The following is a 24,955-nucleotide window of genomic DNA, read 5'->3' as shown; positions in this document are numbered from 1 at the left end:
CCCGTCCCCCGGCGCCCCCGACGGCTCTATGCCATGGGCACGGCGATGTCGCAGACCTCGGTGGCGGGGCCGGACGCTGCCCAGTCGGCGAAGTAGACCTCCCGGGAGGGGCCGGTCTCACGGCCGCCGTTCGCCTCGATCCACTGGTAGACCGCTTCGTACGCGGAGAGGATCTGCGGGTACTCCACCTGGGCCTTGGTGATCGTGGTGTACGCCTCGCGATGGGCGGGCTCGGTCCGGACGGCCGTGGTGACGTCCGCGGCCCGGGCCGGATCGATGGGCACACAGACCTCGGCCGGCCCGTCGCTGTCCTCGTTGACCTGGCCGTGGTAGACCACGAACGGCGCCGCGAAGACGCCGCCGTAGGCCTTGGCCTCCTCCTCGAGGCGGTCGCAGGCCTGCGGGATCCACACGGGCAGGTCCTCCGGCCGGACGTGGCGCCGCTCGGTGAGCACCAACTGCTCCGGCACCTCGCGCTGCTTGATCTCGTACATGTCCATTCCCTCTCTTCCTCCCGACAGCTGGATACGGAGGTGGACGGCGAGCTCCCGCTGCGCGGCGACCCGCCGCTCGACGCCCTCCCAGTAGCCGGCCACCAGGGCGGCCGCCTCGGGTGCGGGCGCGGTCAGTACCTCCGCGATGCGGGCGAGCGGCATGTCCAGGCCGCGCAGCCGTACGATCAGCCGCGCGGTGGCCAGCCGGCTCTCCCGGTAGTACCGGTAGCCGGTCACCGCGTCGACCCGGTCCGGGGCCAGCAGGCCCTGCCGGTCGTACAGCCGCAGGGCCTTGGGCGAGAGCCGGGCGCGGCGCGCGAACGCACCGATGCTCAGCAGGGGGTCGTCGTCCTCCACGCCCGTCACACTCCTGTCTGACCCAAGGGCAAGGTCAAGCGATCGACTCTCTGTCCGGCCTCCGTCCGGCCCCTGTCCGACATGATCGTCTTTCGTGCGACGATCCTGGCATGGCCAACCTCGATGTTTCCCCGGCCGGACAGCGGCCTTCCGCGCTCGCCGTGCTGGGAGCGCTGCTGGATCTCTCGCTGGTGCGGATCGCCGAAGCGTCCGCGGACGCCCGCCGGTTCGACCGGGAGGCCATCCGCGCGGCGGCGGACGTGTGGGACAACACCACCCTTCCCCTGGTGCGGGCGGCGACGGCCGGCACGCACGGCGCGCGCGAACGTCGTGCACTAGCGGTGCTGGAGTGGATGGCCGGCTTCGGTGAGGAGAGGCGGGCCTGGATGGTGGAGCGGGCCTCGGCCGCCGGGCTCTCGCTGGACGGGTTGCTGTCGCCCGCGAAGCCGGACGAGCCTGGCCGTGACTACCAGGGGCGGGTCATGGCCCCGGTGATGGCGATGACGCCGCGGACCGTACAGAGCCTGGCCGTCGACTACGACCTGCCGTCGGCCGAGGTCCGCTACGTGCGGGTCGAGCGGGCCGGCAGCCGTCTGACCGGCTACCTCGAGCTGGCCGTCGCCCGCGCCTATCCCGTCGACGACGACACTTCTCTCGGGAGCGCGACGCTGAACATACGGCTGTGCGACATCACCGAGGTCCGCTTCGATTCCCGTGACGCCCGCGGCGTCACCTTCCGACCGGAAGCGGACGGGGTCGCGATCGGCATCGGAGCCCACGGCATGCTCCACGCGGCGACGGCCGACCTGCACCCCGACGACAGCTACTGGCACCTGTCCGCCGCCGGCCACCGGGCGGACGCGGCCACACCGCCCCGGGAGAGCCGGCCTGCCTACGCCGGTGTCCCGCAGGAAGGGCAGTTGGGCGCCTACGCGATGGCCGCCGCGACGCTCCTCCACCGCGCCATGCTGGAGATCCGCATGGTCCGCTACGCCCAGAGCGCGCCCCGGGTCCCGGTACGCGTCATCCACCAGGTCTTCGCCGGAGCGGGCCAGGCGATCCTCGCCGCGGGCGGGCACAGTCTGCCCCACCGCCGCGAAGCCGCCTTCCTACGGCTGATGGAGACCTGGGCCCGGCGCGGCGGACCCGCTCTCGCCAAGTGGTTCGCCGCGGTGCTGTCGGAGACCGCCTGCCCACCGGATGTCCTCGCCGGCCTCACCGACCGGGCCGCCCGGGCACACCGGACCGTCGACGCACCGCAGCGGTCCGCTCCGGCCCCCTCGGCGGCCCCTGGCCCGCTGGAGGCCGAGCTCCGGCTGGCCGCCTACACCTCGGCGCACACGCGCTACGGCACCCACCGCGACGCCTCCGCCCTCGTGCACCTGGCCGTACCGCCCTACCCCGACAGCGCCGAAGAGGCGCCGTGGCGACTGCGCGGCGTACACAGCACCGAGCCCACCCACGTCCAGCTGCGGACCGAGGCGTTCCAGGGCACCGGCCGCCCCCACCTGACCGTCGACGACGATGGGGCCCACCACTTCGCCCTGCACGACGGAGCACTCCGCATCACCAGCGGAAACGGCTGGAACGGCTGGGACGGCTGGAACCACAATCCGTCCTGAGCCCGACGGATCCCGTCAGCGCGGCTGCGGCAGGCGCACCTCCGCCGTCAACGGTCCCTGGGAGGTCGGGCGCGGGACCGTGGACCAGAAGTCGCATTGGTGGCCCGTGTCGAAGTCGGTCCGCGGTGTGATCGCGTCCGGGGCCAGGGACAGCGGGCGGTAGGGGTCCGGGGTGGTCGCGGGCCAGGTGCCGGGGGCCGGGGTCGCGGTGGCGGCGAAGCGGGACCAGAAGCTGGTCATGGACTGCGACAGGCGGGTCTGGGCCGGGTTCAGGTGGATCTCGCCCGCCGGCAAATAGTCGAACAGGTACGGGATCTCGGCGCCGTGGTAGGCGCCCAGCGGGAAGTCGGGGTGCACGTTGTAGAGGACGGGCGCGGAGCGGTCGGCGAACTCGTACGCGAAGACGCGGCCCGGCGTCGCCGTGGCCAGCTGTCGCGCCGACTCCCGGGTGGGGCAGGCGACGAGGTAGTCGCCGAACGCGGCCGCGAACGCCAGGCGGTAGTCGTCGCCGTACCGCGATGCCGGGTAGTGGGCGGCGACGCGCGGGCCGTCCAGCTTGAAGAGGGTGGTGAGTACGACGGGGTAGGTGACCGCGTTGAAGCGGATGCCGGAGGATTCGACGATGACGGTGCCGATGGTGCCCTCGTCCAGGCCGTTGCCGATGAGCACCGGCACCTTGGCGTGGTCGCCCGCCGCGATGGCCTCCGCGGGCGGCACGGGGAGGACGGGCGTGCCGGACACCGGCCACCAGGGGGCCGCGCCGCTTGTGGGCGCCTTCAGCAGGTCGGCGGCCGGCTTGCCCCGCAGACAGGTCAGCACGGCGGGGTCACCGCCCAGGCAGCCGGCTCCCCTGGCGAAGGCCGTGCCCGCCGATCCAGCCTCGGCCGCCGGGCGGGTCGCCACGCCGCAGGGGGCGCTGTGGATGACGGCACGCGCGAACAGGCCACGCGAGCCGGGCGACGTCAGGTGTCCGCAGACGCTCAGGCCGCCCGACGACTGGCCGGCCGCCGTGACGTTCGCGGGGTCTCCCCCGAAGGCGGCCGCGTTCGTCCTGGTCCAGCGGAGTGCGGCCTGCTGGTCCATGAGGCCGTAGTTGCCGGAGCCGGTGTCCGGGGCCTCGGCGGTCAGTCCCGGGTGGGCCAGGAAGCCGAAGGGGCCCAGCCGGTAGTTGGCCGTGACCACGACCACGTCGCCGGCGCGGGCCAGCCGGGAGGCGTCGTAGCTCGCGGCCGAGCCGGAGACGAACGAGCCGCCGTGGAACCAGACCAGGACGGGTTTGCCGCCACCGCCTCCCGGCGGGGTGAAGACGTTGAGGTAGAGGCAGTCCTCGTTGGTGATGTCGGACGTGCCGAGCACCGGCCGGGCCGGCTGGGCGCACGCGCCGGCGAAGCGGGTGGCGTCCCGGACCTCGGTCCACGGGGTGGCGGGCCGGGGTGGTCGCCACCGTCGCTCGCCCACCGGCGGCGCGGCGAACGGCACGCCGAGGAAGGCGCGGCCGCGCTCGGTGACCACGCCGCGTACGGGGCCCGTGTCCGTGGTGACCACCGCCGGGTCCTCCGGTGCCCTGGCGCCCTCCTGGGCCGAGACCGTGGCGGCGGGGGCGGCGAGGCCGATGAACCCGAGGAGCCCGAGGAGGAGGGGGACGAACAGCCTGCGCGTGGTGGCCATGAAGGATGTCTACCCGTGGGCGGGGAGGGTTTCCGCCACCCGGGCGGGGCACAGGTGAACGACCGTGCACCCTGGGCGCGGTCAGCCCGGGAAGGGGCCCGCCACCGGCGGGAACGACGCCCGTACGACCATGCCTCCGTCCTGGCCGCCCGCCAGGGTGAACCGGCCGCCCAGCTCGGTCGCCCGCTCCCGCATGGACCGGATGCCCACGCCGTCGCCCGTGCGGTGTTCCACGAGCCCGTGTCCGTCGTCGCTGACCTCGATCGTCACCTCGTCCGGCACCACGCGCACGTTCAGCGCGGCCGTGGTGGCACCGGAGTGCCGTACGACGTTGTTCAGCGCCTCGCCCCCGATGAGGTAGACGGCCACTTCCACGGCGGCCGGCAGCCCCGGGAGCGGGTCGGGGGTGAAGTGCACGTCCACCCGGAGCCGTTGCCCGAACCGGTCCGCCAGCTGCCGCAGCGCACCGCCCAGCCCGTTGCGGTCGAGGGCGGCGGGTGCGAGGCCGGCGGAGATGCGGCGGAGCTCGGCGATGGCCTGCCCGATGCCCTCGGACGCGGTCTCCAGCGGCTGGGCGGCCGTGGAGCCGTCCGGTACGACGTAGCGCGCGGCGTCGATCTGCAGCCGGGTGCCGGACAGGGCGGGGCCCAGGCTGTCGTGCAGGTCGTGGCGCAGGGTGCGGCGTGCCTCCTCGCGGGTCACCACCATGCGTTCGCGGGCCGCCCGCAGGTCCTCGTAGAGGCGTACGGAGGCGAGCGCGGGTGACGCCTGGTCGGCGAGGGACCGCAGGACCTCCTGGTCCTGGCGGTCCAGTGCCCGCTGGCCCGCCCTGGGGGCGACGTGCAGGTGGCCGACGACGTTGCCTTCGAACGTCAGGGGGAAGCCGTAGGAGTCGGGCACGGGCTCCCCGGCGGCGGCCAGGGTGCGGGGGCCGCCGCGGGTGTCGACCACCACCTTGGCTCCGGGCAGGTTGAGGGTGGTCACGACGGTGTCGCACAGCAGTCGTGGGGCCTGGGCGGGTGCGGCGGCCCGGCTGAGCCGCTGGGAGAGTTCGCGGACGACCTGGTAGGGGCGGGCGCGGTCGCCGTAGTAGATGCGGTCCACCGCGCGTACGGCCAGGCGTGCGCAGGGGTAGAGCAGGGCCCCGGAGGCCAGGCCCACGGCGCCCGACACGATGGCCTGGGTGCTCGGTCCGCCGGGGAGGGCGCGCAGGGCCAGCAGGGAGACGACGGTGTACACGGCGATCAGGACGGCGGTCAGCAGGAGGGACGCCAGCATCTTGCGCGTGGCCCGGTCGAGCTGGCCGGAGCGGTCGCGGCTGATCCCGTAGATCGCGCAGAACGGCCAGAGGAACGCCACGGCGTACCCGTAGGACCAGAGGGCCCCCTGGGGCGGGGCGAGGCGGTTGACGTAGAGGAGCACGAGCCACAGGACGTACGGCAGGACGGGGATGATCTGGCGGCGGTCGGGGGCGCGCCACCAGCGCACGGCCATGACGGTGAGGCCGGTCAGCAGGAGGGCGGTCATCAGGGGGACGACGGGGACATGGGTCAGGAGGACGGTCCTGAGCCGTTCCCACGCGCCCCGGCTCATCGGGTCGGGAACGGTGTAGCTGCGCGCGGGGACGGGGTCGGAGTAGGCGTGCACCAGGCTCCACGCGGCGAGGAGGGCGAGGTAGGGCCGCCAGAGCCAGTGGCGGGGCGGCTCGCCGCTCGGCAGGTACAGCGGCAGCGCGTAGAAGGTGAAGGCGGCCAGTGCGTAGGCCAGCCTGGAGACGACGATCAGGGTGGCGCCGACGCCGTGCGGGGCGTCGGTGACGACGGCGGCGATGAGGCCGGCGTCCGAGAGGACGTTGGCCGTCCCGGTCGCGACGAGGAGCGGGCCCAGGATGCTGCGGGGCCGGTGGGCCGTCATGAAGGCGCCCAGCAGGACGACTCCGGTGGAGGCCACGACGGGGACACCGCGGGGGACGATGTACGGGGTCAGCCGCGCGTCGTCCAGGTGGGCGAGGGCGAGGACGGCCCAGGTCACGGCGGAGGCGAGGGTCAGCCCGTACGCGGCGAAGGTCAGGACGGACCGTCCGCCCCGCGCTGTTCCCGCCTCGTCCACCGGAGCGCGCCCCTTCAGTCCTCGTCCCCGTTCCCGTCCCCCAGGCCCGCGTCCCGCGCCCTGGCCACGGCCTCGGCGCGGGTGGTCACCTGGAGCTTGTCGAAGATGTGCGTGACGTGGTTGCGGATCGTCTTCTCGGACAGCACCAGCTCCCGGGCGATGCGCCGGTTGTCCCGGCCCCGGGCGATGAGTTCCAGTACTTCCGCCTCACGCGCCGTGAGCGCCGGGAAGAGCTGCTCGGCGTCGTGGCGGCGTCCCTCGCACAGCAGTGCGGTGAGGCGGGCCGCGGTCTGCGGGCCGAAGACCGCGCCGCCGGCGGCCACCGTGCGGACCGCGTGCAGGACCTCCCCCGCGCCCGCGCCCTTGACCAGGTAGCCGCGGGCACCGGCCTGGAGGGCGGCCAGCAGGCTCCCGTCGTCGTCGGACATGGTCAGCATCAGCACCGGCAGCCCGGGATGGAGTCCCGCGAGCTGCCGGGTGACGTCGATGCCGGAGGCGTCGGGGAGGGCCAGGTCCATCACGACGACGTCGGGGCGCTGTCGCGCCACGGCCTCCAGCGCCTCGCCGGCGGTGGCGGCCTCGGCGACGACGCCGGCACCGCCGGTGCTCTCCAGCGCGGCCTTCAGGCCGTTGCGGAACAGCGGATGGTCGTCGACGATCAGGACACGGGGCATGGCTGTCTTCTCGCCGTTCTCGTCGTGCTCGCCGCTCTTGTCGTGCTCATCGTGCTCGTCGTCAGCGCCTTCTTCTCTCACAGGGCGACGCTAGCCGCCGCCCCGGGCGATCTCTCGTTTTGTTGCTCGCCCCGGCTTCGCGCGGCGTCCGGGACGGCGCGGGCGGGGCGAGGCGGGGGTCAGGCCGTGTGGGTGCCGGTCATCAGTGCGGCCAGGTCCTCCGGCGCGATCCACGAGGGCGGGGGCGGCTGCCCCCAGCTGAAGAAGCTCTCGTTGACGTCGAAGACCTCCGGGTCCCACAGCTGGTCGTCGACGATGCAGTCCATGTCGGAGTAGTACTCCGTGAAGTTGCCCGCCGGGTCCTTGAGGTACCAGAAGAAGTTGGAACCGATGTGGTGGCGGCCGAAGCCCCAGATGTGGCGTTCGGGGTGGTCCTCGAGCATGGCCATGGCGCCGCGCCCGATGTCGTCGACGTCGTCGACCTGCCAGGACGTGTGGTGCAGGAAGGGGACGGGGGCCGCCAGGACGAGGATGTTGTGGTGGTCGGTGGTGCAGCGCAGGAAGGCGCCCGCGTCGCCCAGCGAGTCGCTGACCTTGAAGCCGAGGCCGTCGCCGAAGAACGCCGCGGTCGTCCGGGGGTCGGGGGTACCGAGGACGGCGTGCCCCAGCTTGCTGGGCCGCACCCGGCCGGTGCGCAGGACGCCCGGGGCCCGGCCGGCGGTGCGTTCGTCGCGCCCCGGCCCGTTGTACGGGGTGGGGGGTGTCGTCGGCCGGGTGGGGCGCGGTTCCACCTGGAGTACGGCCCGGGCGCCGGTGACGGGGTCGGCGGCGCTCAGGCTCGGCCCGGCTCCGCGGACGGCGGCGACGCCCATGCGGCGCAGGCGGGCGACGGCGGCGTCCAGGTCGTCGGTGTCGTCGACGCCTATCCGCATCTCGACCAGCCTGCGGGTGGGCGCCGGCACGATCCGCAGCTGGCGGCCCCCGTCGCGGGTGGAGAACCAGCCGTCGTCCTGCGGTCGCAGGCCGAGTTCGGTGTAGTAGGGGGCTGTCGCGGCGGGGTCGGGAACCCCGATGGTGACGGAGGACAGTCGGTGCAGGGACATGGTGAACTCCTCGGTACATCAGGTGGGTTGTCACGGGGTCAGGGCAGGACGGCGTCGCTCCTGCCCGCGCGCAGGGCCTGCGCGATGATGGTCAGGGTCGGGTTGACGGCCGCGGACGAGGGGAAGAACCCGCCGTCGACGACGAACAGGTTGCGTACCTCGTGGCTGCGGCAGTAGGGGTCGAGGACCGAGCGGGCGGGGTCGTGGCCGGCGACGGTCGTGCCGCACTGGTGACCGGTGTGCTCGACGCCCATGCGATGGGTGAGGACGAGCGGGTAGCCGGCCCGGCGCATCATCCGTGCCCCCTGGCGCACCAGGCGCCGGTGCGCCCGGGCGTTGACCGGGTGCCAGTCGAGGGTGATGCCGCCGTCGGGCCCGGGCAGAACCCGGTTCTCCGGGCGGGGCAGGTCTTCCGAGATGAGCCACCAGTCGACGCTGTGGGCCGCCAGCCCGCCCAGGACGCGGCGGGGCACGCGCGGGTGCGCGGTCGCCATGGCCGCGGGGTGGACCTTGCCCATCAGCTGCAGGTTGCCCAGCGGGTCGGGGGTGAGGGCGCCCGCCCGGTAGAAGTCGTTGACGGCCAGGGTCTTCTGGAAGACGGCCGGGTTGCGGTGCCGGGGGGCGACGGCCATCAGCATGCTGTTGTGGTGCAGCATCAGGTTGCGCCCCACCAGGCCGCTGCCGTTGGCCAGCCCTCCGGGGTGGGCACCGCCGGCGGAGCGGAGCAGCAGTGCCGCGGAGTTGACCGCCCCGCAGGAGACGACGACGGTGCCGGCGGTGAGGGTGACCCGGTGGCCGTTCCTCGTGGCCTCGACGGCGGTGACCGTGCGCCCGGACGGGTCGGTGCGCAGCCGGGAGACGTACGTGTGGGTGAGCAGCCGGACCGACGGGGCGCGCAGTGCGGGGCGCAGGGCGCGGGTCTCGGCGTCGCTCTTGGCGCCGACACGGCAGGGGAAGCCGTCGCAGGTGCCGCAGCGTACGCACGTACCGCCGTCGGCCAGGTCGATGCCGAGTTCGAGGGGGTGGGGGTTGAGTCCCTGGGCGCGCAGGCGTTGTTCCAGCTCCGCGATGCGGGGCGCGTGCGGGACGGGCGGGTGGGGGTAGGGGCCGGAGCGGGCCGGCTCCGTGGGGTCGTGGCCGCACCGGCCGTGCACCCGGTAGAGGCGCTCGGCCTCGGCGTAGTACGGCTCCAGCTCGGCATAGCCGAAGGGCCAGGCCGGGGAGGTGCCGTCCAGGTGCTCGACGGCCTCGAAGTCGCTCTCGCGCAGCCGGGGCAGGCTCGCCCCGTAGACCTTGGTGGTGCCGCCGACGTAGTAGTGGGTGGCGGGGGTGAAGGCCGTGCCGCCGGTGGTGTGCCAGGTCTCGGCGTTGCGGTAGCGGCCGTCGCCGAAGACGGCCTCCGGCGACCAGTTGGCCTCTTCGCGGGGGAGGAAGCCGCCGCGCTCGACGACGAGGACGCGGGCGCCGGTCCCGGCGAGGGCCCAGGCCACGGTCGCTCCCCCGGCCCCGGAGCCGATCACGAGGACGTCGGCGTCGTAGCGGGTGGCGTCGCGCCGGACCACCGGCGGGGTGCCCGGCCCCCAGATGCCGGTCATGTCCTTCTCCTTTCGTGCGTGGTGTCCTGCGTCGTGCCGGGCGTCGTGTCGTGCCTTGTGCCGTGTCTCTTGCCGGACTCGGGGGCCTGCGGCTGGTAGAGGCGTACGGCGGTGTGGTCCTGGTAGGGCTGGTGGTCCGGGGCATGGACGAGTTCGAGGTGCTGGCCCCAGGGGGTGGTGAAGTACACCCACCGGGTGCCGCGGATGGGGCCTTCGCCGACCTGTTGCGGCTCGCCGAGCATCCGTACGCCCGGCGTGGCGGTGAGGTGACGGACGCAGGCGTCGAAGTCGTCCGTCCACAGCGCCAGGTGGTGGCCGCCCCAGTCGCTGTTGCGGGGCATCCGCCGGCGCCGGCCCGGGCCGCCGTACTCGAACAGCTCGAGGTTGAGGGTGGGGCCCAGGCGCAGCATCGCGATGTGTGCGGTGGCCCGCGGGTCGACGCCGAGCTGCCGGTGCATCCAGTCGCCGTCGGGGTCGGGGTCGGCGATGGGGCCGGTGCGGTAGGCCGTTTCGGCGCCCAGCACGTCGGTGAAGAAGGCGACCGCCTCGTCGAGGTCGGGCACGGTGAAGGCGACGTGATGGACGGCGCGCAGGCCGGGGGCGGAGGAAGAGGTGGCGGTGGCGGGGGCTGCGGCTGGGGCGTTGGTGGTCATGTCCGGTCCTTGGTCGTGTCGGGGGTACGGGGCGGAAGGTGCCGGGTCACGGCCGGCGGTGTCACGGTCAGGCACAGCAGTTCGGCGCCTTCCGGGCCGGCCCGCAGGGTGAGGTCCTCTGCGGTGCGGGCCAGGACCAGGTCGCGGTCGCCGAGCACGGCGGTGGTGGGCGGGGCGCCGGTCCACCGGGCGGTGAGCGGGCCGCGCAGGACGTACCAGGCCGCTTCGGTGCCGCCCCGGCCGACGAGGTCGTAGTGCGCGTGGGGCGCCAGGCTCACCCGGTCGACGGCCTCGCACTCGCTGTGCAGCATGCCGCGCCGGGCCAGGCAGCGGATGCGGAGGGGTTCCCGGCCGCCGGTGTGGAGGGCGGCCGTCCGGTGGCTCGCGTTGATGATCATTGGTGTTCCTCTCGGGGGACGTCCAGGACGGCGTGGAAGTACTCCAGGCCGTGGACGCCGGCCCGGACGTGGGCCTCGGTGCCCAGGGGCAGGGTCAGGGAGACGCCGGGGGCGAGGGGCACGCTCGTCGTTCCGGTCCGCGCCGTGCCGGCGCCGGCGGTGACGTACACGGTGTGCTCGACGCCCTCGGCGGTCAGTTCGGCCGAGCCGGCCGGGAGCAGGCGGGTCACTCTCACGGTGCGCAGGGGTCCGGTGAGCACGGTGGCCGCGTCCACCGGCCCGGCCTGGTGGAGGTCGGCGATGACGGCGTGGTCGGGGTCGGTGGTGCGGTGCATGTCGGTGTCCTTCGCGGAGGTTCGGGAGAGCGCGTCGGCCGGTGTTTCGATGACGAGCCAGGACAGCGGCTCCCGACCGGTGTTGCGCAGGCCGTGCCGGCGGCCGAGGGCGGTGAGGACGGCCGCGCCGGCGCGGACCGGGTACGGCCGGCCGTCGAGGGTGATTTCGCCCTGCCCGTCGAGGACGTAGTACAGCTCCTCGGTGCGGGAGTGCCGGTGCTCCCCGCTGACGCCGCCCGGTGGCAGCCACGCCCACTCGACCGCTTCCCACCGGCCGTGCAGCCCGGTGCGCCGGGCCAGGCACGTCCAGCGCGAGTGGCCCTGGGCGGCGTGCACGCCGTGGACGTCGGCCGGGTCGTGGACCGTCGCGACGACGACTGCCTCACGCATGACCGGCCTCCCCGGTCGCCGCGTGGTACGTCCTCAGGCGACGGGCCGCGCGGGCCAGTTCGCCGGGCGTCACGTCGTCGACGAAGACGGCGTCGCCGATGCCGGCGGGCAGCGGCAGCCGCTGGCTGCCGTCGCGGTGCCGGACCGTGTCGGCCAGCGCCTCGCCCAGCACACCCGGTTCGCACAGCCGGTGCCATACGGGCAGCCCCAGCCCGCGCATCACGTCCAGGATCCGCCGGCGCTCCGCCGGCCGGACCAGGCCTCGCCGTTCGGCGATCACTGTGGTCAGCGCCATGTCGAGGCAGACCGCCTCGCCGTGCAGCAGCTCGGGCAGGGCGCGCATCTCCAGCGTGGGGCTGAAGGAGTGGCCGTAGTCGACGACCCGTTCCAGTTCGCTCTCCCACAGGTTGCCCTGCAGTTCCTCCAGCATCCCGTGCACCGACCGGCCCAGCACTTCCCGTACGACCGGGCCAAGGCGCCGGCCGCCCTGGAAGTGCTCGCCGACCAGCCGGCCGCCGTGGGTCTCCAGCAGGGCGAACAGGTCGCGGTCCTTGATCAGCGCGATCTTGAGGATCTCGGCCATGCCGTTGCTCAGGTGCCGCCGGTCGAGGGTGGCCAGGAAGCGCGGGTCCAGGAGCGTCTGCGCGGCGGGGTGGTAGGTGCCGAGCCGGTTCTTGTGGGGCCCGAAGTTCACCCCGGTCTTCGCCCCGACGCCCGCGTCGACCAGCCCGACCAGGGTGGTGGGCACCCGTACGAAGGGGGTGCTGCGGCGGTAGAGGCTGCACGCCAGGCCGACGACGTCCAGCAGGACGCCGCCGCCGAGGGCGACGACCGGCTCGCTGCGCCGGGCGATGCCGAACCGGTCCATCGCCTCCACCACCGAGAAGACGGCGTCCATCGTCTTCAGCCGCTCGTGGGCGGTCAGCACATGGATCTCGTACTCCAGGCCGCGCGCCGCTCCGTAGGCGCGGACACGGTCGCCGTACAGCTCGTCGACCGTGGTCTCCACGACGAGGAGCCTGCGGGGCGGCGCGGGACCGTCGCCGGGGACTCCCGCGCCCGCGAGCGCGGGGTTGCGCGGATCCAGGACGTCCGGCGTGAAGCCCACCTCGTAGCGGACGGGCTTGGCGGTGCTCACGGTCCAGGAGCGGACCGGCTCGCCGGAGGTGAACAGGCCGTGGTGGGAACGGGGGGCCAGGGTGGTCACGGTGGTCTCCTCACAGAGGGTGCGACCCCGGTCGGGGCCGGAAATACGGAAGGTCCTTCACCACGCTGCGGGTCCCGGCGCCCCGGGCACATGAGGGGACGGTCCCGACCGTGTCCCGGCCGTGTCCCGGGCGCCGGGGCGGGCCACCGCGGCGTCCGTCGTCGCCTCGCCCGCCGCCAGGCCGGCCCGCAGGATGTCCTCGCCGACCGCGGTGACGGTGCGGCCACCGGACACATGCGGCTGTCCCAGTGCCTCGAGGAGCACCATGCCGACGGTGGTGTCCTGGTCGGCTGTGGCGTCCGTGCTGCCGGTGATGTTCTTGCTGCCGGCACCGGCGCCGGGCGGCGCGTGCCGCAGGGCGCGCAGGACGTCCTCCGCCGTGACGGGCGGAGGAAGGACGTCGGGCGCGCCCCAGCGTCCGATCAGCTCCCGGTGCGCGGCCTCCCCCTCCGCGTCGAGCAGTCCCATCCGGCGGGCGCACCGGGCGGCCACCAGCAGGCCCTGGGCGACGGCGTCGCCGTACCGCAGGGCGCCGACGCCGAGCACGCGCAGGGCGTCGGCCACCGCGTGCCCGTACCGGAACACCCCGGCGGGGCCGTCCTCGAGCGGGTCGTAGCAGGTCAGGACGGCGCGGGCGTCGGCGCACAGGGCGATGAACGAGGCCAGCGCGCTCCGGTCGTACCTGCCGTCCGGGCGCAGCCGGGCGCAGATCTGGTCGTAGGCGGCGGGACACACGGACAGGACATTCCTGACCAGGGCGTACAGCCCGGGCCGGACGGCGCCGGGGGCGAGCGTGTCGAAGAACTCCAGCTGTGCGCGGACCAGGACCGGTACGCGGCGCGGCCCGGCGGGGCCGGTCAGCGACAGCGCGGTGTCCAGGACGGCGGGCAGCGTGGTCGGCAGCAGGACGGGCCCCCGGTGGGTGCGTGCGGCCGGGCGGCCGGCGGCGTCGAGGACGCTCGTGCCGCCGAGAGCGACGACCACGGCACCGGGATCGGCTTCGTCGGTGCCGACGGCGGCCGGGCCGGCCGCCCACACCAGGCGGGTGGGGGCGGCCTTGCCGAGGTGGTGCAGGACGCGGTCGGTGTGGGCCGCCGGGATGCCGCGTTCGGAGACGAGCAGGAAGCGGTCGGCGTCCAGCCGCCGGGCGATGCCGGTCAGCTCGTCCCACGATGCGGCGCCGGCCCGTACCTGCAGGGGGAAGCGGGTGACGCCGGAACCGATGCTCCGGTCGAGGGTTGTGGACGGTTGAGAGGTGGACATGACGGGGCTCGCAGACCGGGCACTGCCCGAGGAGTGGTCGTTGTCCTCTCACCGTCGGCGTGCCCGGGCCCCGGACGCATGAGGCCGTGGTCCCGTAGCGGACTCATCGTCCGGTCCCGGGCCCTTCACGGATGCCGGCTCGCGCTGTCGCGCAGGTGGCGCGGCTTCGCCCAGCCGGTGAGTCGTGACCGCCGGCGCGCGCGGGGCGCGGGGCCGTCGCGGGGTGTTCCTGATAGTCAGTCGCGGTGATGAACCACGCATCCGTGCGACGAGGGGACGACGCCGGCCGCGGCCGCGCCACCGACACCGGCCGGCCGTTCGCCGTGGCCGCCTACGCGTTCGCCGTGGCGATGTGCGGCACGACGCTGCCCACCCCGCTCTACGGCTTGTACCAGCGGGAATTGGGCTTCTCCTCGTTCATGGTGACGCTGATCTTCGCGGTGTACGCCGTCGGTGTCATCGTGGCCCTGCTCCTGCTGGGGCAGTTGTCGGACTCCGTGGGCCGGCGGCCGGTGCTGCTGGCCGGGCTGGTGTTGTCGGCGATGAGCGCGATGTGCTTCCTCTTCCAGAGCGGGCTGCCCGAGCTGTTCGCGGGGCGGGTGCTGTCGGGGCTGTCCGCGGGGCTGTTCACGGGGACGGCGACGGCTGCCGTCGTGGAGCTCGCGCCCCGGCGGTGGGTCGCGTACGCCACACTGGTCGCCACCGCGGCCAACATGGGCGGGCTGGGCAGCGGGCCGCTGCTCGCGGGCCTGATGGCGCAGTACGTGCCGGACCCGCTCCGGCAGGTGTTCGTCGTGGACCTGGTGCTCGTGGCGGCGGCCGTCGTCGGCGTGCTGCTGATCCCGGAGACGGTGCGGGACCGGCGCGGTGCGTCGCGGGGCCCCCGGCGGCTGCGCGTGCCGCCGTCGGTGCGCCCCGCCTTCGTACCGGCGGCCATGGCCGGGTTCGCCGGGTTCGCCACCCTGGGTTTGTTCACGTCGGTGGCACCGAGCTTCCTGAGCGAGGTGGTGGGGGTGAGCGATCCGGCGGTGTCCGGCGCGGTGGTCTTCGCGGTCTTCGCCGCGTCGACGGCCGGTCAGCTGCTGATGGGACGCGTCGGTGTCCACCGTGCGCTGCCGTGGGGGTGCGTGGTCCTCGTGGCGGGCATGGCGATGATCTCCTCCGCGCTGATCACGGCCTCCCTGCCCCTGCTGGTGGCGGGGGCGGTCGTCGCGGGCGGTGGACAGGGCCTGTCGTTCCGGGCCGGGGTCACCATGGTGGGTGACCTCAGCCCGGCCGAGCGGCGGGCCGAGGTCACGTCCGCGCTGTTCGTGGTGCTGTACGTGGCGATCTCGATTCCCGTGGTGGGCGTGGGAATCATGGCCGTGACGCTGGGGCTGCGACAGGCGGGGCTGATCTTCAGCGGGTGCGTCGCGCTGCTGGCGGCCACCACGGCGGTGCTGTTGTGGCTGCGGCCGGTGCGGCAGGGAGGTGAGGAGGCACGGGCGAGATGACCGAGATTGGTCGTTGCCCTGTCCCGGTCGGCCTGCCAGCGTTCAGGGGGCGGTGTTCCCCGCACCGGCACAGGCCCTTCTGGAGGCGCCATGACGACCCTCTCGGACACCCGCGTCACCGTGACCTCCCGCGACAGGCTGCCGGCCGGCAGCCTGATCGCGGTATCGGCCCGTCTCTCCGTCACCCTCGGCGAGCCGGAAGACATCGTCGACCTGACCCCGGCGCTGCGGCAGTTGGTCGCCGAAGCGGCCGTGACCGAGGGCACCCTGCACGTCTACTGCGGCCACACCACCTGCGGCCTGATCGTCAACGAGCGGGATCCCGGGCTGGACTCGGACCTGCGCGGCGTGCTGGCACGCCTCGCCCCGCACAGCAGCACGCACTACTACGCCCACGACAAACTGCGCGGCCCCCACGAGCGGCTGGTCCACGGCGAGCGCGACAACGGCCACTCCCACGCCCGGGCCATCGTCGCCACCCACCCCGAGCTGAGCATCCCCGTCACCTCGGGCGCGCTCTACCTGGGGCGCTGGCAGGCGGTCCTGCTCGCCGAGTTCGACGGCCCCCGCACCCGCGAGCTACTGGTCAGGGTCCACACGGCCGTCGCACCGGCCGGGCGGTAGCCGGCGGGGGACGGGACGGCGGGGCGAGGGCGGGGTGACGGGACGTTCGCGGCCTCAGGGCGTCCGTCCGCCCCGCTACCCCTGCCCGCCCACCTCGACCAGCCCCGTCTCGTACGCGGCTATCACCGCCTGAGCCCGGTCACGGACGCCGAGCTTGGCGAACACGCTGGTGATGTGGTTCTTCACGGTCGACACACTGATGTCCATCTCCCCCGCGATCTCCGCGTTGTCGAACCCCGTGGCCATCAGCCGCCACACCTGGAGCTCGCGCGGCGTGAGCTCGCTCGCGTGCGCGACGGGCGGCGGCTGCGAACGGTGCGGGGCCCTGACGTACGTGGAGATCAGCCGGGTCAGCAGCCGGGGCGCGACCGCGGCCTCCCCGGTGTGCACCACCCGGACCGCCGCGACCAGTTCCTCGGGCGAGATGTCCTTGGGCAGGAACCCGCAGGCGCCCGCGCGCAGCGCGGCCACCACGTACTCGTCCATGTCGAAGGTGCTCAGCGCCAGCACCCGGCAGCCGGGCAGCTCCTGTGCGAGCCGACCGGTCGCGGCGACGCCGTCCAGCACCGGCATCCGGATGTCCATCACGACGACGTCCGGTCGCATCCGGTGGGCGAGGGCCACCGCCTCCGCGCCGTCACCCGCCTCGCCCACGACCTCGAAAGCCGGGTCGGGCGCGAGGATCAGTGCCAGCCCGCGCCGCACGAGCGGCTGATCGTCCGCGATCAGCACCCTGATCGTCCGCCCGCCCGTCACGGCGTCCGTCCCGTCGTTCGTCGTGTAGTTCAGCAGGTCGTTCATCGCGTCGTTCATCGCAGCGCCCCCTCCTCCGTCTTGCGCGGAAGCTGTCCATCGGCCGTCAGCGGCAGCCGGGCCGACACCCGGAACCCGCCCTCGTCCAGCGGCCCGGCCTCCAGCGTCCCGCCGTGCAGCACGACCCGCTCCCGCATCCCGACCAGGCCGTAACCGGACCCCGACCCGGACCTTGCGCTCGCGCCCGCTCCGTCGTCCGACACCTCCACCGTCACTCCGTCCGGCCCGTACGTCAGCCGTACGGACGCTCGCGCCGTGCCCGCGTACTTGCGCGTGTTCGTCAGCGCCTCCTGCACGATGCGGAACACGGTCAGGCCCACGCTCGGCGGCAGCGGGCGCTCCTCGCCCCGTACGTCGAGCGCGGTGGGCAGACCGGACCGGCACGACTCGGCGACGATCCGCTCCAGGTCCCCGACTCCGGGCTGCGGGGCGGTCGGCTCCTCCTCCGCCTCGTCGCCCGCGCGCAGGACGTCCAGCAGCTGACGCATCTCGCGCAGCGCCATCCGCCCGGACCCCTCCAGGGTGACCAGCGCCTCCCTGGCCACCTCGGGGTCACGGGCGAGGTTGGCCCGGGCGCCCCCGGCCATCAGCTGCATGGTGGTGATGTGGTGCGCCACGATGTCGTGCAGCTCGCGTGCGATGCGCCGCCGTTCGTCGGCCACCGCGCGATCGGCGAGCATGCGGCGGTTGGCTTCGATGTCCCGCTGCCAGTGGTTCATCACGATCGCGGCGATGACCACGAGCGCTCCGGCGGACCCGTTGCCCATCAGGTCCAGGAGCCTCGGCCGCGGCCACGACGTCTGCCCCACCAGCGGCATCGTCACGGCCACGAGGGTGGCCGGCACCGCCACGGCCGCGCCCCTGGACCGTACGACCGTGTAGAGCGCGACCACGACCGTGGCGTTGAAGTGCTGCGCCACCGGCACGCTCAGGTTCAGCACCAGGCCCAGGAGCAGGACGGCAGCGAGCGTCAGCACCGGGGCACGGCGCCGGGCCACCAGCGGCAGCGCGGACACCACCAGCAGCACGCACCCGAGCGCCGGGACGTACCCCAGGTCGAGCTGGCTGGTGAGCGTGAAGCCGATCAGGTCCACGACCGCCGCCCCGACCGCGACCAGCGCGTCGTTGCGCGTCCACGGCAGCGCGTCGCCGCTCGGCACGGCCCGAAAACCCCCGGATCCCCCCGAGCTTCCGGATCCCCCCGAGCCTCCGGAAGCTCCAGAGCCCCTGAGAGCAGGGTGCATCGTCGACATTACGGTCCTTCCCCCCAGCCGCCCCGCTGATCACTGCCGGTACGGCACGGCTGTCATTTGATGATCCATTCTGGCACCGCCCGCCGGGCCCGCCCCGGGCCCCTGAGCCGATCCCCGATCTGGGACCAGGGTCCTGGTCGGCGGCTCCGCCCGGCCCCCGCTCCCAGGAGCTTTCTCGTCCCGCGCTCGTACGATTCGCGCGATCCGCGCTGATGAGCTGGACACCGGCCGGGAGAACCCGGCGCTCCACCCATCGCCGGAGGACAAGTGATCCGCGCCCTGACCGGGTTCTCCACCCGCAACCCATGGAAGGTCATCGCCCTCTGGGCGGTGCTGGGCATCTTCCTGACCGCACTCAGCCAGGCGCTGATCTACCGCGTCACCCAGACCCAGAGCGGTGACTTCCTGCCCGCGAAGTACGACTCGGCCGCCGCACTGAGGATCGCCGAGAAGCGGTTCGGGGTGAAGCCCGACGCCAACGCGGTGACCGTGCTCGTCGCCCGCGCCGACGGCGCACCCCTCACGGAGGACGACCACCGCCGCGTCGGCGCCGTCGCCGAGCGGCTGGGCCGCCAGCGCGTCCAGATGCCCGCGCCCAAGGAGGACACCCCCTCCTTCCTGATCGAGGACCACTCCCAGACGCCCGCGGTCAGCCCCGCCATGGTCGCGCCCGACCGCGGCTTCGAGCTGCTCTCCGTACAGCTGACCGGCAACTCCGGGGACCCCGGCCTGCACGACCTCTACCGCGCCTTCCGTGACCGGGCGAAGGAGGAGTTCGCCGGGGCCGGGATGCGCACCGGCTTCACGGGGGGCCTGGCCGACGTCGCCGACACCGCGGAGGCCGAGAAGACCACCCAGACGGTCGTCGGCATCCTGATGGTCGGTCTGATCGTGCTGATCAACATCCTGGTGTTCCGCAGCGTGCTGGCCGCCTTCGTGCCCCTGCTGGCGGTCGTCATCGTCGGCGGCGCGGCGGCGGGAGCGGTGGTCGGCGCCGCGAAGCTCACCGGCATCAAGCTCGACGCCTCCACCCCGAGCATGATCAGCGTCGTGCTGATCGGCATCGGCGTCGACTACTTCCTCTTCCTCCTCTTCCGCTTCCGCGAACAGCTGCGGGCCCACCCCGACGTGCCGGCGCGCGCCGTGGCGGCCGACGTCAGCGCCCGGGTCGGCACCGCGATCACCTCGGCCGCCCTCACCATCGTGGCGGCCTTCGCCACCCTCGGCACCGCGACGTTCGGGCAGTTCCGCGTGCTCGGCCCCGCCATCGCCGTATCGGTGCTCGTCATGCTGCTGGCCAGCCAGACCCTGATGCCCGCGCTGCTCGCGGTCACCGGACGCAAGATGTTCTGGCCCTCCCGCGCCCTCAAGCGCGAGCCCCGCCCCGGCACGGCCGCGCGCATCGGCGACCTGGTCGCCCGCCGTCCGTTCACCCTCGTGCTGGCCTCCGTCGCCCTGCTCGGCGCGCTGGCCGCCGGACTGATCGGCATCCGGATGGACTTCGGCCAGGGCGCCGGCACCCACGACACCCCGGCCGCCGCCACCTCCGCCGAGATCTCCCGCGCCCTGCCCGCCGGAGTGTCCGACCCGGCCACCGTCTACGTCACCGCCAAGAACGGCCGCGCCCTCACCGCCGCAGAACTCGGCGACCTGCCCAAGGCCCTCGCCGGGGTCAAGGGCGTCGGGCAGGTCGGCAGCACCACCTTCAACGGCGACCTCACCGCCGCGCGCATCGACCTCTACCTCACCGCCGACGCCCAGAGCCAGCGGGCCCGCGACCTCGTCTCGGGTCCCGTCCGCGACACCGTCGCCCGCCACACCCCCGCCGGCCTGGAAGCCCATGTCGGAGGCACGGCCGCGATCTTCGCGGACATCTCCACCGCCGTCGACCACGACCTGAGGATCGTCTTCCCGGTCGCCGCCGTGCTGATCGCCCTCATCCTGCTCGTCCTGCTGCGCAGCCTGCTCGCCCCGGCCGTGCTCATGGCCGCCGTCGGCCTCGGCTTCGCCGCCACCCTCGGCGCCTCCGCGCTCTTCTTCCAGCACCTCCTCGACAAGCCGGGCGTCAACTTCGTCCTGCCGCTGGTGCTGTTCCTCTTCGTCGTCGCTCTCGGCACCGACTACAACATCCTGATCAGCGACCGCATCCGCGAGGAGATGGAGCGCCCCGGCCCGGCCCGCGCGGCCGTCGCCCGCGCGGTGCGCCACACCGCGCCCGCCATCGCCACGGCGGGCATCGTCCTCGCCGCGTCCTTCGGCAGCCTCGCCGTCAACGCGGCCCCCTCCACCCAGCAGATCGGCTTCGCGACGGCGCTCGGCATCCTGCTCTCCGCCTTCGTCCTCTCCATCGTGCTGGTGCCCGCGCTCGCCGCGATCCTGGGCCGGGGCACGTGGTGGCCGGTCCGTCCGGGCCGCCACCACGGCCGCCACCACGCCGGGCCCACGGCCCCCGAGCCGCACCACGACCGGGTCTCCGTGCACTGAACCGAGCTCCTGACCCGTCCGCGCGTGACGCCACGGGCACCCGCACCGGGCCGCTCCCCCATCCACCCGGGGGGCGGCCCCTACGGCTGCGGTGAACGCCCGTCGTAGCGGATGAAGTTGCGCCACTTCGCGGCGATCAGCGCGACGGCCACGACGCAGGCGGCTCCCCCGCCCGCGACCGCCCAGGAGGGCGAGGCCAGGTCCGCGGTGGTTCCCGCGACGAAGTCGCCGAGCCGCGGGCCGCCCGCGACCACCACGATGAAGACGCCCTGGAGACGGCCGCGCATGTCGTCCGGGGTGGCCGCCTGCATCATGGTCATGCGGAAGATCGCGGAGATGCTGTCGGCGCACCCGGCGAGCGCCAGGAAGAGCAGGCCCAGCCACAGATTGCGGGTCAGTCCGAAGACGGCGACGGCCGTTCCCCAGGCGGCGACGGAGAGCAGGATGGCCAGGCCGTGCCGGTGAATACGGCCGAGCCAGCCGGAGAACAGCCCGCCCAGCACCGCGCCGACCGCGGGGGCCGCGACCAGCAGGCCGACCGTCTTCGTGTCCCCGCCGTACCAGAGTCCGGCGACGGCCGGGAAGAGTGCCCTGGGCTGGGCGAGGATCATGGCCGCGAGGTCGGCGACGAACGTGACGCGCAGGTTGGGCCTCGTGACGAGGAAGCGCAGCCCGCCCCGGACGGAGGCGCGTCGCCGCACCGCCTGCCCGTCCGCCGGTTCGGGGCGCATCGACGGGAGCCGCCACATGGCGTACAGGGAGCCCGAGAACGCGACCACGTCGATCAGGTAGGCGGCCTGATAGCCCCACAGCCCGACGACGGCACCGCCGAGGGCCGGGCCGCCCATGAGGCCGAGGTTGGTCGTCAGGGACGTCAGGGCGTTGGCGGCGGGCAGTTGTTCCCTGGGCAGCAGCCTGGGGATCATCGAGGTGCGGGCGGGGCTGTTCATGGCGAAGCACACCGACTGCAGGGCGACGACCAGGTAGAGCAGCCACACCTGCCGCAGGTCCAGCAGTGCCGCCGTGGCCAGCACGACGGACAGCACCGTCGCGCCCGTCGCGGTCGCGAGCCCGAGGGTCCGGCGGTCGACCGTATCGGCGACCGCGCCGCCGTACAGGCCGGCGGCTATCAGCGGGAACAGCGAGAACAGGCCGACCAGGCCCACCGAGAACGTCGAGCCCGTGATCGCGTAGACCTGCAAGGAGACCGCGAGCGCGGTCATCTGCTGGCCGACCCACGACACCGTGTGCCCGCACCACAACCGGCGGAAGTCCGCCGAGGTGCGAAGGGGTGTCACATCGGCGAACAGGCGTAAGCGCCGGGCGGGAGGCTGCGGCGGGCCGGGTTCCTGACGAGGGTCAGCGGGGGCTGTGGTCACAGGACATCTCCGGTAGGCAAGAGCGGATGCCGTTTGCGGCAATGGAACCGGTGTACTACCTGCCGCTCGCGGGTGGTGACGTCCAGTGATCATTTTCACGTGAGGTGTTCACCGGTGGGCCCGGGCCTCGCGGGGCCACGAGCCGCTCCACCGCCGGGCCCCTGCGTGCCGGCCGGGAGCGACGGCGGCCGGATTGTCAGTGGTGCCGTGCATCATCAACGGCATGACCGCACTGCACGACATCGCCCGCACCCACCTGCCCGCCGACATCGCCGAACGGTGGCTCTCGCTGCTGCGACCCGGCGCGAACCTGGTGAAGGCCACGGCCGGAGAAGCGGTGGCCGGCCGGCTCGGCGGGCTGCCGGAACTGCCCGAGGGCGAGGCGTGGCCGGTGTGGGAGGGGCATGGTCCCCTCGCGTTCGTGGCCTCCGTCGACTGCGCCGCGCTGCCCGCCCACGCCCTGGACATCCCGCTGCCTTTCGACGGCACGCTGTCGTTCTTCTACTTCGACGGCCAGATCGACGGCGGCGAGGCCTACGTGGCTCCGGACGAGCCGGACACGTGGGCCGGGGCGCGGGTGCTGTACGTGCCCGCGGGCGTGGCGGTGACCGAACGCGCCGTACCGGAGGGCCTGGAGGCGTATCCCGAGGTGCCCCTGACCGTCCGTCTCGAGCCCACCGCGCCGACCATCTGGCATCCGGTCGTGCAGAAGACGTTCACCGAGTTCTCCACGCAGGATTCCGCCGACGGAGGATGGCCCGAGGCCTTCACCGACGCGCTGTACGACCACTCGGCGGGCCCCGGCCACCGGGTCGGCGGGCACGCCGACCCGGTGCAGAACCCGGTCGAGCTCGAGATCGCCCACGGCGCCCTCGGAGAGAACGTGCGCTGGGACGATCCCCGCATCGACGAGGAAGCCGAAGGCTGGGTCCTGCTGGCGCAGTTCGACACCGACGACGACGCCGACATGATGTGGGGCGACTGTGGTGCTCTCTACTGGCTCATACGTCCGCGGGATCTCGCCGAGCGCCGCTTCGACCGGGCGATGTTCACCATGCAGTGCTGCTGAAACGCGGGGACTGCTGAACCGCGGGGACTGCTGAACCGCGGGGCGGGGCCGGAATCCGGGTGGAGCCGGACGACGCACCACGGCGCGGTGTCCGGTTCTCCCCTAGGAGGTTGTGTGAAGGCCGGAGAGAATTCCCCACCGTAACGCCATGCGTCTCGTGTCACGTCAGTGAGGAGAAGCCATGCGCCCGGTGAAGACGGTTCTCGCTCTCGGTGTGGCGGCGCTCGCTGCCGCGGGAGGCATCATGACTCCCGCGGCGGCGGCCCCTTCCGCCACCGACTCCGGCGGCAAGGCCATGACCTGGACCCTGCTCGCGGACGGACCCGGCGGAACGGTCCAGGTGGGCGGCGGCGCCCTGAGCAACCCCTACCAGGGGGACACCTCCACCACCACGGCGCTTCCCGTGCTGTGCCTGAAGATCGACGGCCGCGCGGCCCCCGCCGGCATCACCCCCGACTTCTACGCGGGCTGGGCGCGGGGGGCCGTCGCCGCCACCCGTCCGATCCGCGGCACTCGCCTGACCAGCCGCGCGGTCGCCGACGGCGTGTGCGCGAACACCTTCGGCCCGGGTTGGCGCATGGCCGAGTTCCACGACGGCAGATACGGCCCGAACCTGGAGAGCTCCGGCGGTTGGAGCTACTGGGCCTACGGCGACGTCCCCGCCGGCACCCGCTTCTGGACGGCCATCAACGACCAGCCGGCCAACCCCTGGGACTGAAGGGGGGACAGTTCCTGGCGTAGCCCCGGGGCGGGTCTCGCTCACAGCCGGATCACGGCGAGCCCGATGCTGAAGCCGCTGGCCAGGCCGATGAGGGAGACGGTGTCGCCGGGCATGACGCGGTCGGAGCGCTGGGCCACGGTCAGTTGCAGCGGGAGGGAAGCGGACGCCGCGTTGCCGTAGCGGTCCACCGTGGCCTGGAAGCGGTTCGCCGGCAGGCCGAGGGCGTCGATCGCCTCGTGGAACTGCGGCATGGAGATCTGGTGGACGGCGATGAAGACGCTGTCGCGCACCAGCGCCATCTCCTCCTCGGCGTGCTCCAGCACGAAGCCGGCCATGCGGCGGCCGGTCCGGGTCAGTTCGTCGTCGTTGAGCCGGAGGCAGACGTGGTCGTCGTGGGTGGAGCGCGGGTGCATCGAGCCGCCGGCCGCGACGGTGCAGGCCTCCCAGGCGGTGGAGTCGGCCGCGAAGACCGTGCGGAGTACGCCGGGGTCGTCCGGTCCGGCCGGGCCGGCGGTCAGGACGAGGGCGGCGCCGGCGTCGGAGACGGTGTAGCCGGGCAGGTGGTGCATGAACGTCGCGTGGTCGGGCGCGTGCAGGCGGGCGGTCAGGGTCGCCGTCTCCCCGCAGGCGATCAGGACGGTGCGGTAGCGGCCGTTCTCGATGAAGGCCGCCGCCGTCTCCAGCGCGTTGAGCACGCTGTTGCAGGCGTTCTTCACGTCGAACACCGGGCAGAAGGCGCCGAGTTTGGCGGCCACGATGTGGGCGGTCGCGGGTTCGACGAGGTCCTGGCCACTGGAGGCGAACAGCAGCAGGTCGATCTCTCCGATTCCCGTTCCCGCCTCCTCCAGTGCCTTGACGGCGGCCGCGACCGCGAGGTCGGACGCCTGCTCGTCGTCGGCCCTGACGTGCACCCCGCGTACGCCGGTGAGGTCCTCCAGCAGGCCGGGCGGCGGGACGAAGGGGCTCTTCGCCGCGGCCATGGCCACCCGGGTCTGCTCCATGGTCCGGTAGCGGGGCGGCAGGTGCACAGCGGTCGACACCAGGCGGGCGCGGCGGGGTGGTGACACCCGGCCACGGTAGCGAGCACGGCCCCAAAACAGGCCATTCTTCACGGAATTCACGCACGGGGTGCACAGGACACCGTGCCGTTCTCCGTTGATTCCCCCAATACCTTGGCGAGTCAGCTGGAAAGCACTGAACAGCACTTATCGATCCCCGGGCCGGGTAGGAATATACGAACTCGTGCATACG

At 73.5% G+C, this 24,955-nt stretch carries 21 protein-coding genes; 6 read left to right on the top strand and 15 right to left on the bottom strand.

The genetic code is table 11. The features are described from left to right. Nucleotides 1–26: 26 nt before the first annotated feature. On the bottom strand, nucleotides 27–860 hold the full coding sequence (locus IE295_RS15035) for a MerR family transcriptional regulator (RefSeq protein WP_190064128.1): 834 nt from the start codon (nucleotides 858–860) through the stop codon (nucleotides 27–29). A gap of 101 nt (nucleotides 861–961) precedes the next feature. Here IE295_RS15035 and IE295_RS15030 point away from each other — a divergent pair, with 101 nt between their 5' ends. Beyond that, the gene (locus IE295_RS15030) at nucleotides 962–2,473 is read left to right on the top strand and encodes a hypothetical protein (protein ID WP_190064127.1); all 1,512 of its coding nucleotides are present in this window, start codon (nucleotides 962–964) and stop codon (nucleotides 2,471–2,473) included. Nucleotides 2,474–2,488: 15 nt separating this feature from the next. On the opposite strand, the gene IE295_RS15025 is transcribed toward IE295_RS15030, so the two are convergent. The 10 genes from IE295_RS15025 to IE295_RS14980 form a co-directional block, all read right to left on the bottom strand. After that, a complete protein-coding gene (locus tag IE295_RS15025) occupies nucleotides 2,489–4,141 on the bottom strand; it encodes a carboxylesterase/lipase family protein (protein WP_190064126.1) in 1,653 nt (550 codons plus the stop codon). Nucleotides 4,142–4,222: 81 nt separating this feature from the next. After that, nucleotides 4,223–6,250, bottom strand: a complete 2,028-nt coding sequence (locus IE295_RS15020; protein WP_190064125.1) for a GAF domain-containing sensor histidine kinase — start codon at nucleotides 6,248–6,250, stop codon at nucleotides 4,223–4,225. 14 nt (nucleotides 6,251–6,264) lie between these two features. After that, on the bottom strand, nucleotides 6,265–6,924 hold the full coding sequence (locus IE295_RS15015; protein ID WP_190064390.1) for a response regulator: 660 nt from the start codon (nucleotides 6,922–6,924) through the stop codon (nucleotides 6,265–6,267). A 179-nt stretch (nucleotides 6,925–7,103) separates the two neighbouring features. Further along, complete coding sequence (locus tag IE295_RS15010) at nucleotides 7,104–8,027, bottom strand: VOC family protein (RefSeq protein ID WP_190064124.1); 924 nt, start codon at nucleotides 8,025–8,027, stop codon at nucleotides 7,104–7,106. A 38-nt stretch (nucleotides 8,028–8,065) separates the two neighbouring features. Next, on the bottom strand, nucleotides 8,066–9,622 hold the full coding sequence (locus IE295_RS15005; RefSeq protein WP_190064123.1) for a GMC oxidoreductase: 1,557 nt from the start codon (nucleotides 9,620–9,622) through the stop codon (nucleotides 8,066–8,068). After that, nucleotides 9,619–10,275, bottom strand: a complete 657-nt coding sequence (locus tag IE295_RS15000) for a VOC family protein (RefSeq protein ID WP_190064122.1) — start codon at nucleotides 10,273–10,275, stop codon at nucleotides 9,619–9,621. The genes IE295_RS15005 and IE295_RS15000 overlap by 4 nt, the downstream gene beginning before the upstream one ends. After that, nucleotides 10,272–10,673, bottom strand: a complete 402-nt coding sequence (locus IE295_RS14995) for a cupin domain-containing protein (protein WP_190064121.1) — start codon at nucleotides 10,671–10,673, stop codon at nucleotides 10,272–10,274. Before IE295_RS14995 ends, IE295_RS15000 begins: the two co-directional genes overlap by 4 nt. Next, a complete protein-coding gene (locus tag IE295_RS14990) occupies nucleotides 10,670–11,398 on the bottom strand; it encodes a cupin domain-containing protein (RefSeq protein WP_190064120.1) in 729 nt (242 codons plus the stop codon). Before IE295_RS14990 ends, IE295_RS14995 begins: the two co-directional genes overlap by 4 nt. After that, nucleotides 11,391–12,605 carry a sedoheptulose 7-phosphate cyclase gene (locus IE295_RS14985; RefSeq protein ID WP_224323257.1) on the bottom strand — a complete coding sequence of 405 codons (1,215 nt, stop codon included), beginning with the start codon at nucleotides 12,603–12,605 and terminating at the stop codon, nucleotides 11,391–11,393. Before IE295_RS14985 ends, IE295_RS14990 begins: the two co-directional genes overlap by 8 nt. A 57-nt stretch (nucleotides 12,606–12,662) precedes the next feature. After that, nucleotides 12,663–13,868: a 3-dehydroquinate synthase family protein gene (locus IE295_RS14980; RefSeq protein ID WP_190064119.1), complete on the bottom strand. Its 1,206-nt coding sequence runs from the start codon at nucleotides 13,866–13,868 to the stop codon at nucleotides 12,663–12,665. A gap of 248 nt (nucleotides 13,869–14,116) precedes the next feature. Here IE295_RS14980 and IE295_RS14975 point away from each other — a divergent pair, with 248 nt between their 5' ends. After that, nucleotides 14,117–15,361, top strand: a complete 1,245-nt coding sequence (locus IE295_RS14975) for an MFS transporter (protein WP_190064118.1) — start codon at nucleotides 14,117–14,119, stop codon at nucleotides 15,359–15,361. 90 nt (nucleotides 15,362–15,451) lie between these two features. After that, complete coding sequence (locus tag IE295_RS14970; RefSeq protein WP_190064117.1) at nucleotides 15,452–15,985, top strand: secondary thiamine-phosphate synthase enzyme YjbQ; 534 nt, start codon at nucleotides 15,452–15,454, stop codon at nucleotides 15,983–15,985. 75 nt (nucleotides 15,986–16,060) lie between these two features. Here IE295_RS14970 and IE295_RS14965 read toward each other — a convergent pair whose 3' ends face one another. Both IE295_RS14965 and IE295_RS14960 read right to left on the bottom strand, forming a co-directional pair. Then, entirely contained in the window at nucleotides 16,061–16,786 is a 726-nt protein-coding gene (locus IE295_RS14965; protein WP_190064388.1) for a response regulator, read from the bottom strand. 8 nt (nucleotides 16,787–16,794) lie between these two features. After that, nucleotides 16,795–17,958, bottom strand: coding sequence for a sensor histidine kinase (locus IE295_RS14960; protein WP_224323259.1), 1,164 nt, complete (start codon nucleotides 17,956–17,958; stop codon nucleotides 16,795–16,797). Between the two features lie 360 nt (nucleotides 17,959–18,318). On the opposite strand from IE295_RS14960, the gene IE295_RS14955 reads away from it, so the two are divergent. After that, on the top strand, nucleotides 18,319–20,535 hold the full coding sequence (locus tag IE295_RS14955) for an MMPL family transporter (RefSeq protein WP_190064115.1): 2,217 nt from the start codon (nucleotides 18,319–18,321) through the stop codon (nucleotides 20,533–20,535). An 80-nt stretch (nucleotides 20,536–20,615) separates the two neighbouring features. On the opposite strand, the gene IE295_RS14950 is transcribed toward IE295_RS14955, so the two are convergent. Continuing rightward, nucleotides 20,616–21,914: an MFS transporter gene (locus IE295_RS14950; RefSeq protein WP_372479047.1), complete on the bottom strand. Its 1,299-nt coding sequence runs from the start codon at nucleotides 21,912–21,914 to the stop codon at nucleotides 20,616–20,618. A 223-nt stretch (nucleotides 21,915–22,137) separates the two neighbouring features. Between IE295_RS14950 and IE295_RS14945 the strand changes: the two genes are divergently transcribed. Further along, nucleotides 22,138–22,983, top strand: a complete 846-nt coding sequence (locus IE295_RS14945) for a YwqG family protein (RefSeq protein ID WP_190064114.1) — start codon at nucleotides 22,138–22,140, stop codon at nucleotides 22,981–22,983. A 181-nt stretch (nucleotides 22,984–23,164) separates the two neighbouring features. Continuing rightward, nucleotides 23,165–23,701, top strand: a complete 537-nt coding sequence (locus tag IE295_RS14940; protein ID WP_224323260.1) for a hypothetical protein — start codon at nucleotides 23,165–23,167, stop codon at nucleotides 23,699–23,701. 41 nt (nucleotides 23,702–23,742) lie between these two features. Here IE295_RS14940 and IE295_RS14935 read toward each other — a convergent pair whose 3' ends face one another. Next, nucleotides 23,743–24,771, bottom strand: a complete 1,029-nt coding sequence (locus IE295_RS14935) for a 3-oxoacyl-ACP synthase III family protein (RefSeq protein ID WP_224323261.1) — start codon at nucleotides 24,769–24,771, stop codon at nucleotides 23,743–23,745. Nucleotides 24,772–24,955: the final 184 nt, after the last annotated feature.

The organism is Streptomyces griseocarneus (assembly GCF_014655595.1).
Taxonomy (GTDB): Bacteria; Actinomycetota; Actinomycetes; order Streptomycetales; family Streptomycetaceae; genus Streptomyces; species Streptomyces griseocarneus.
The sequence above is the reverse complement of the archived record's forward strand: the minus strand, read 5'-3'. Positions and strand labels throughout refer to the sequence as shown.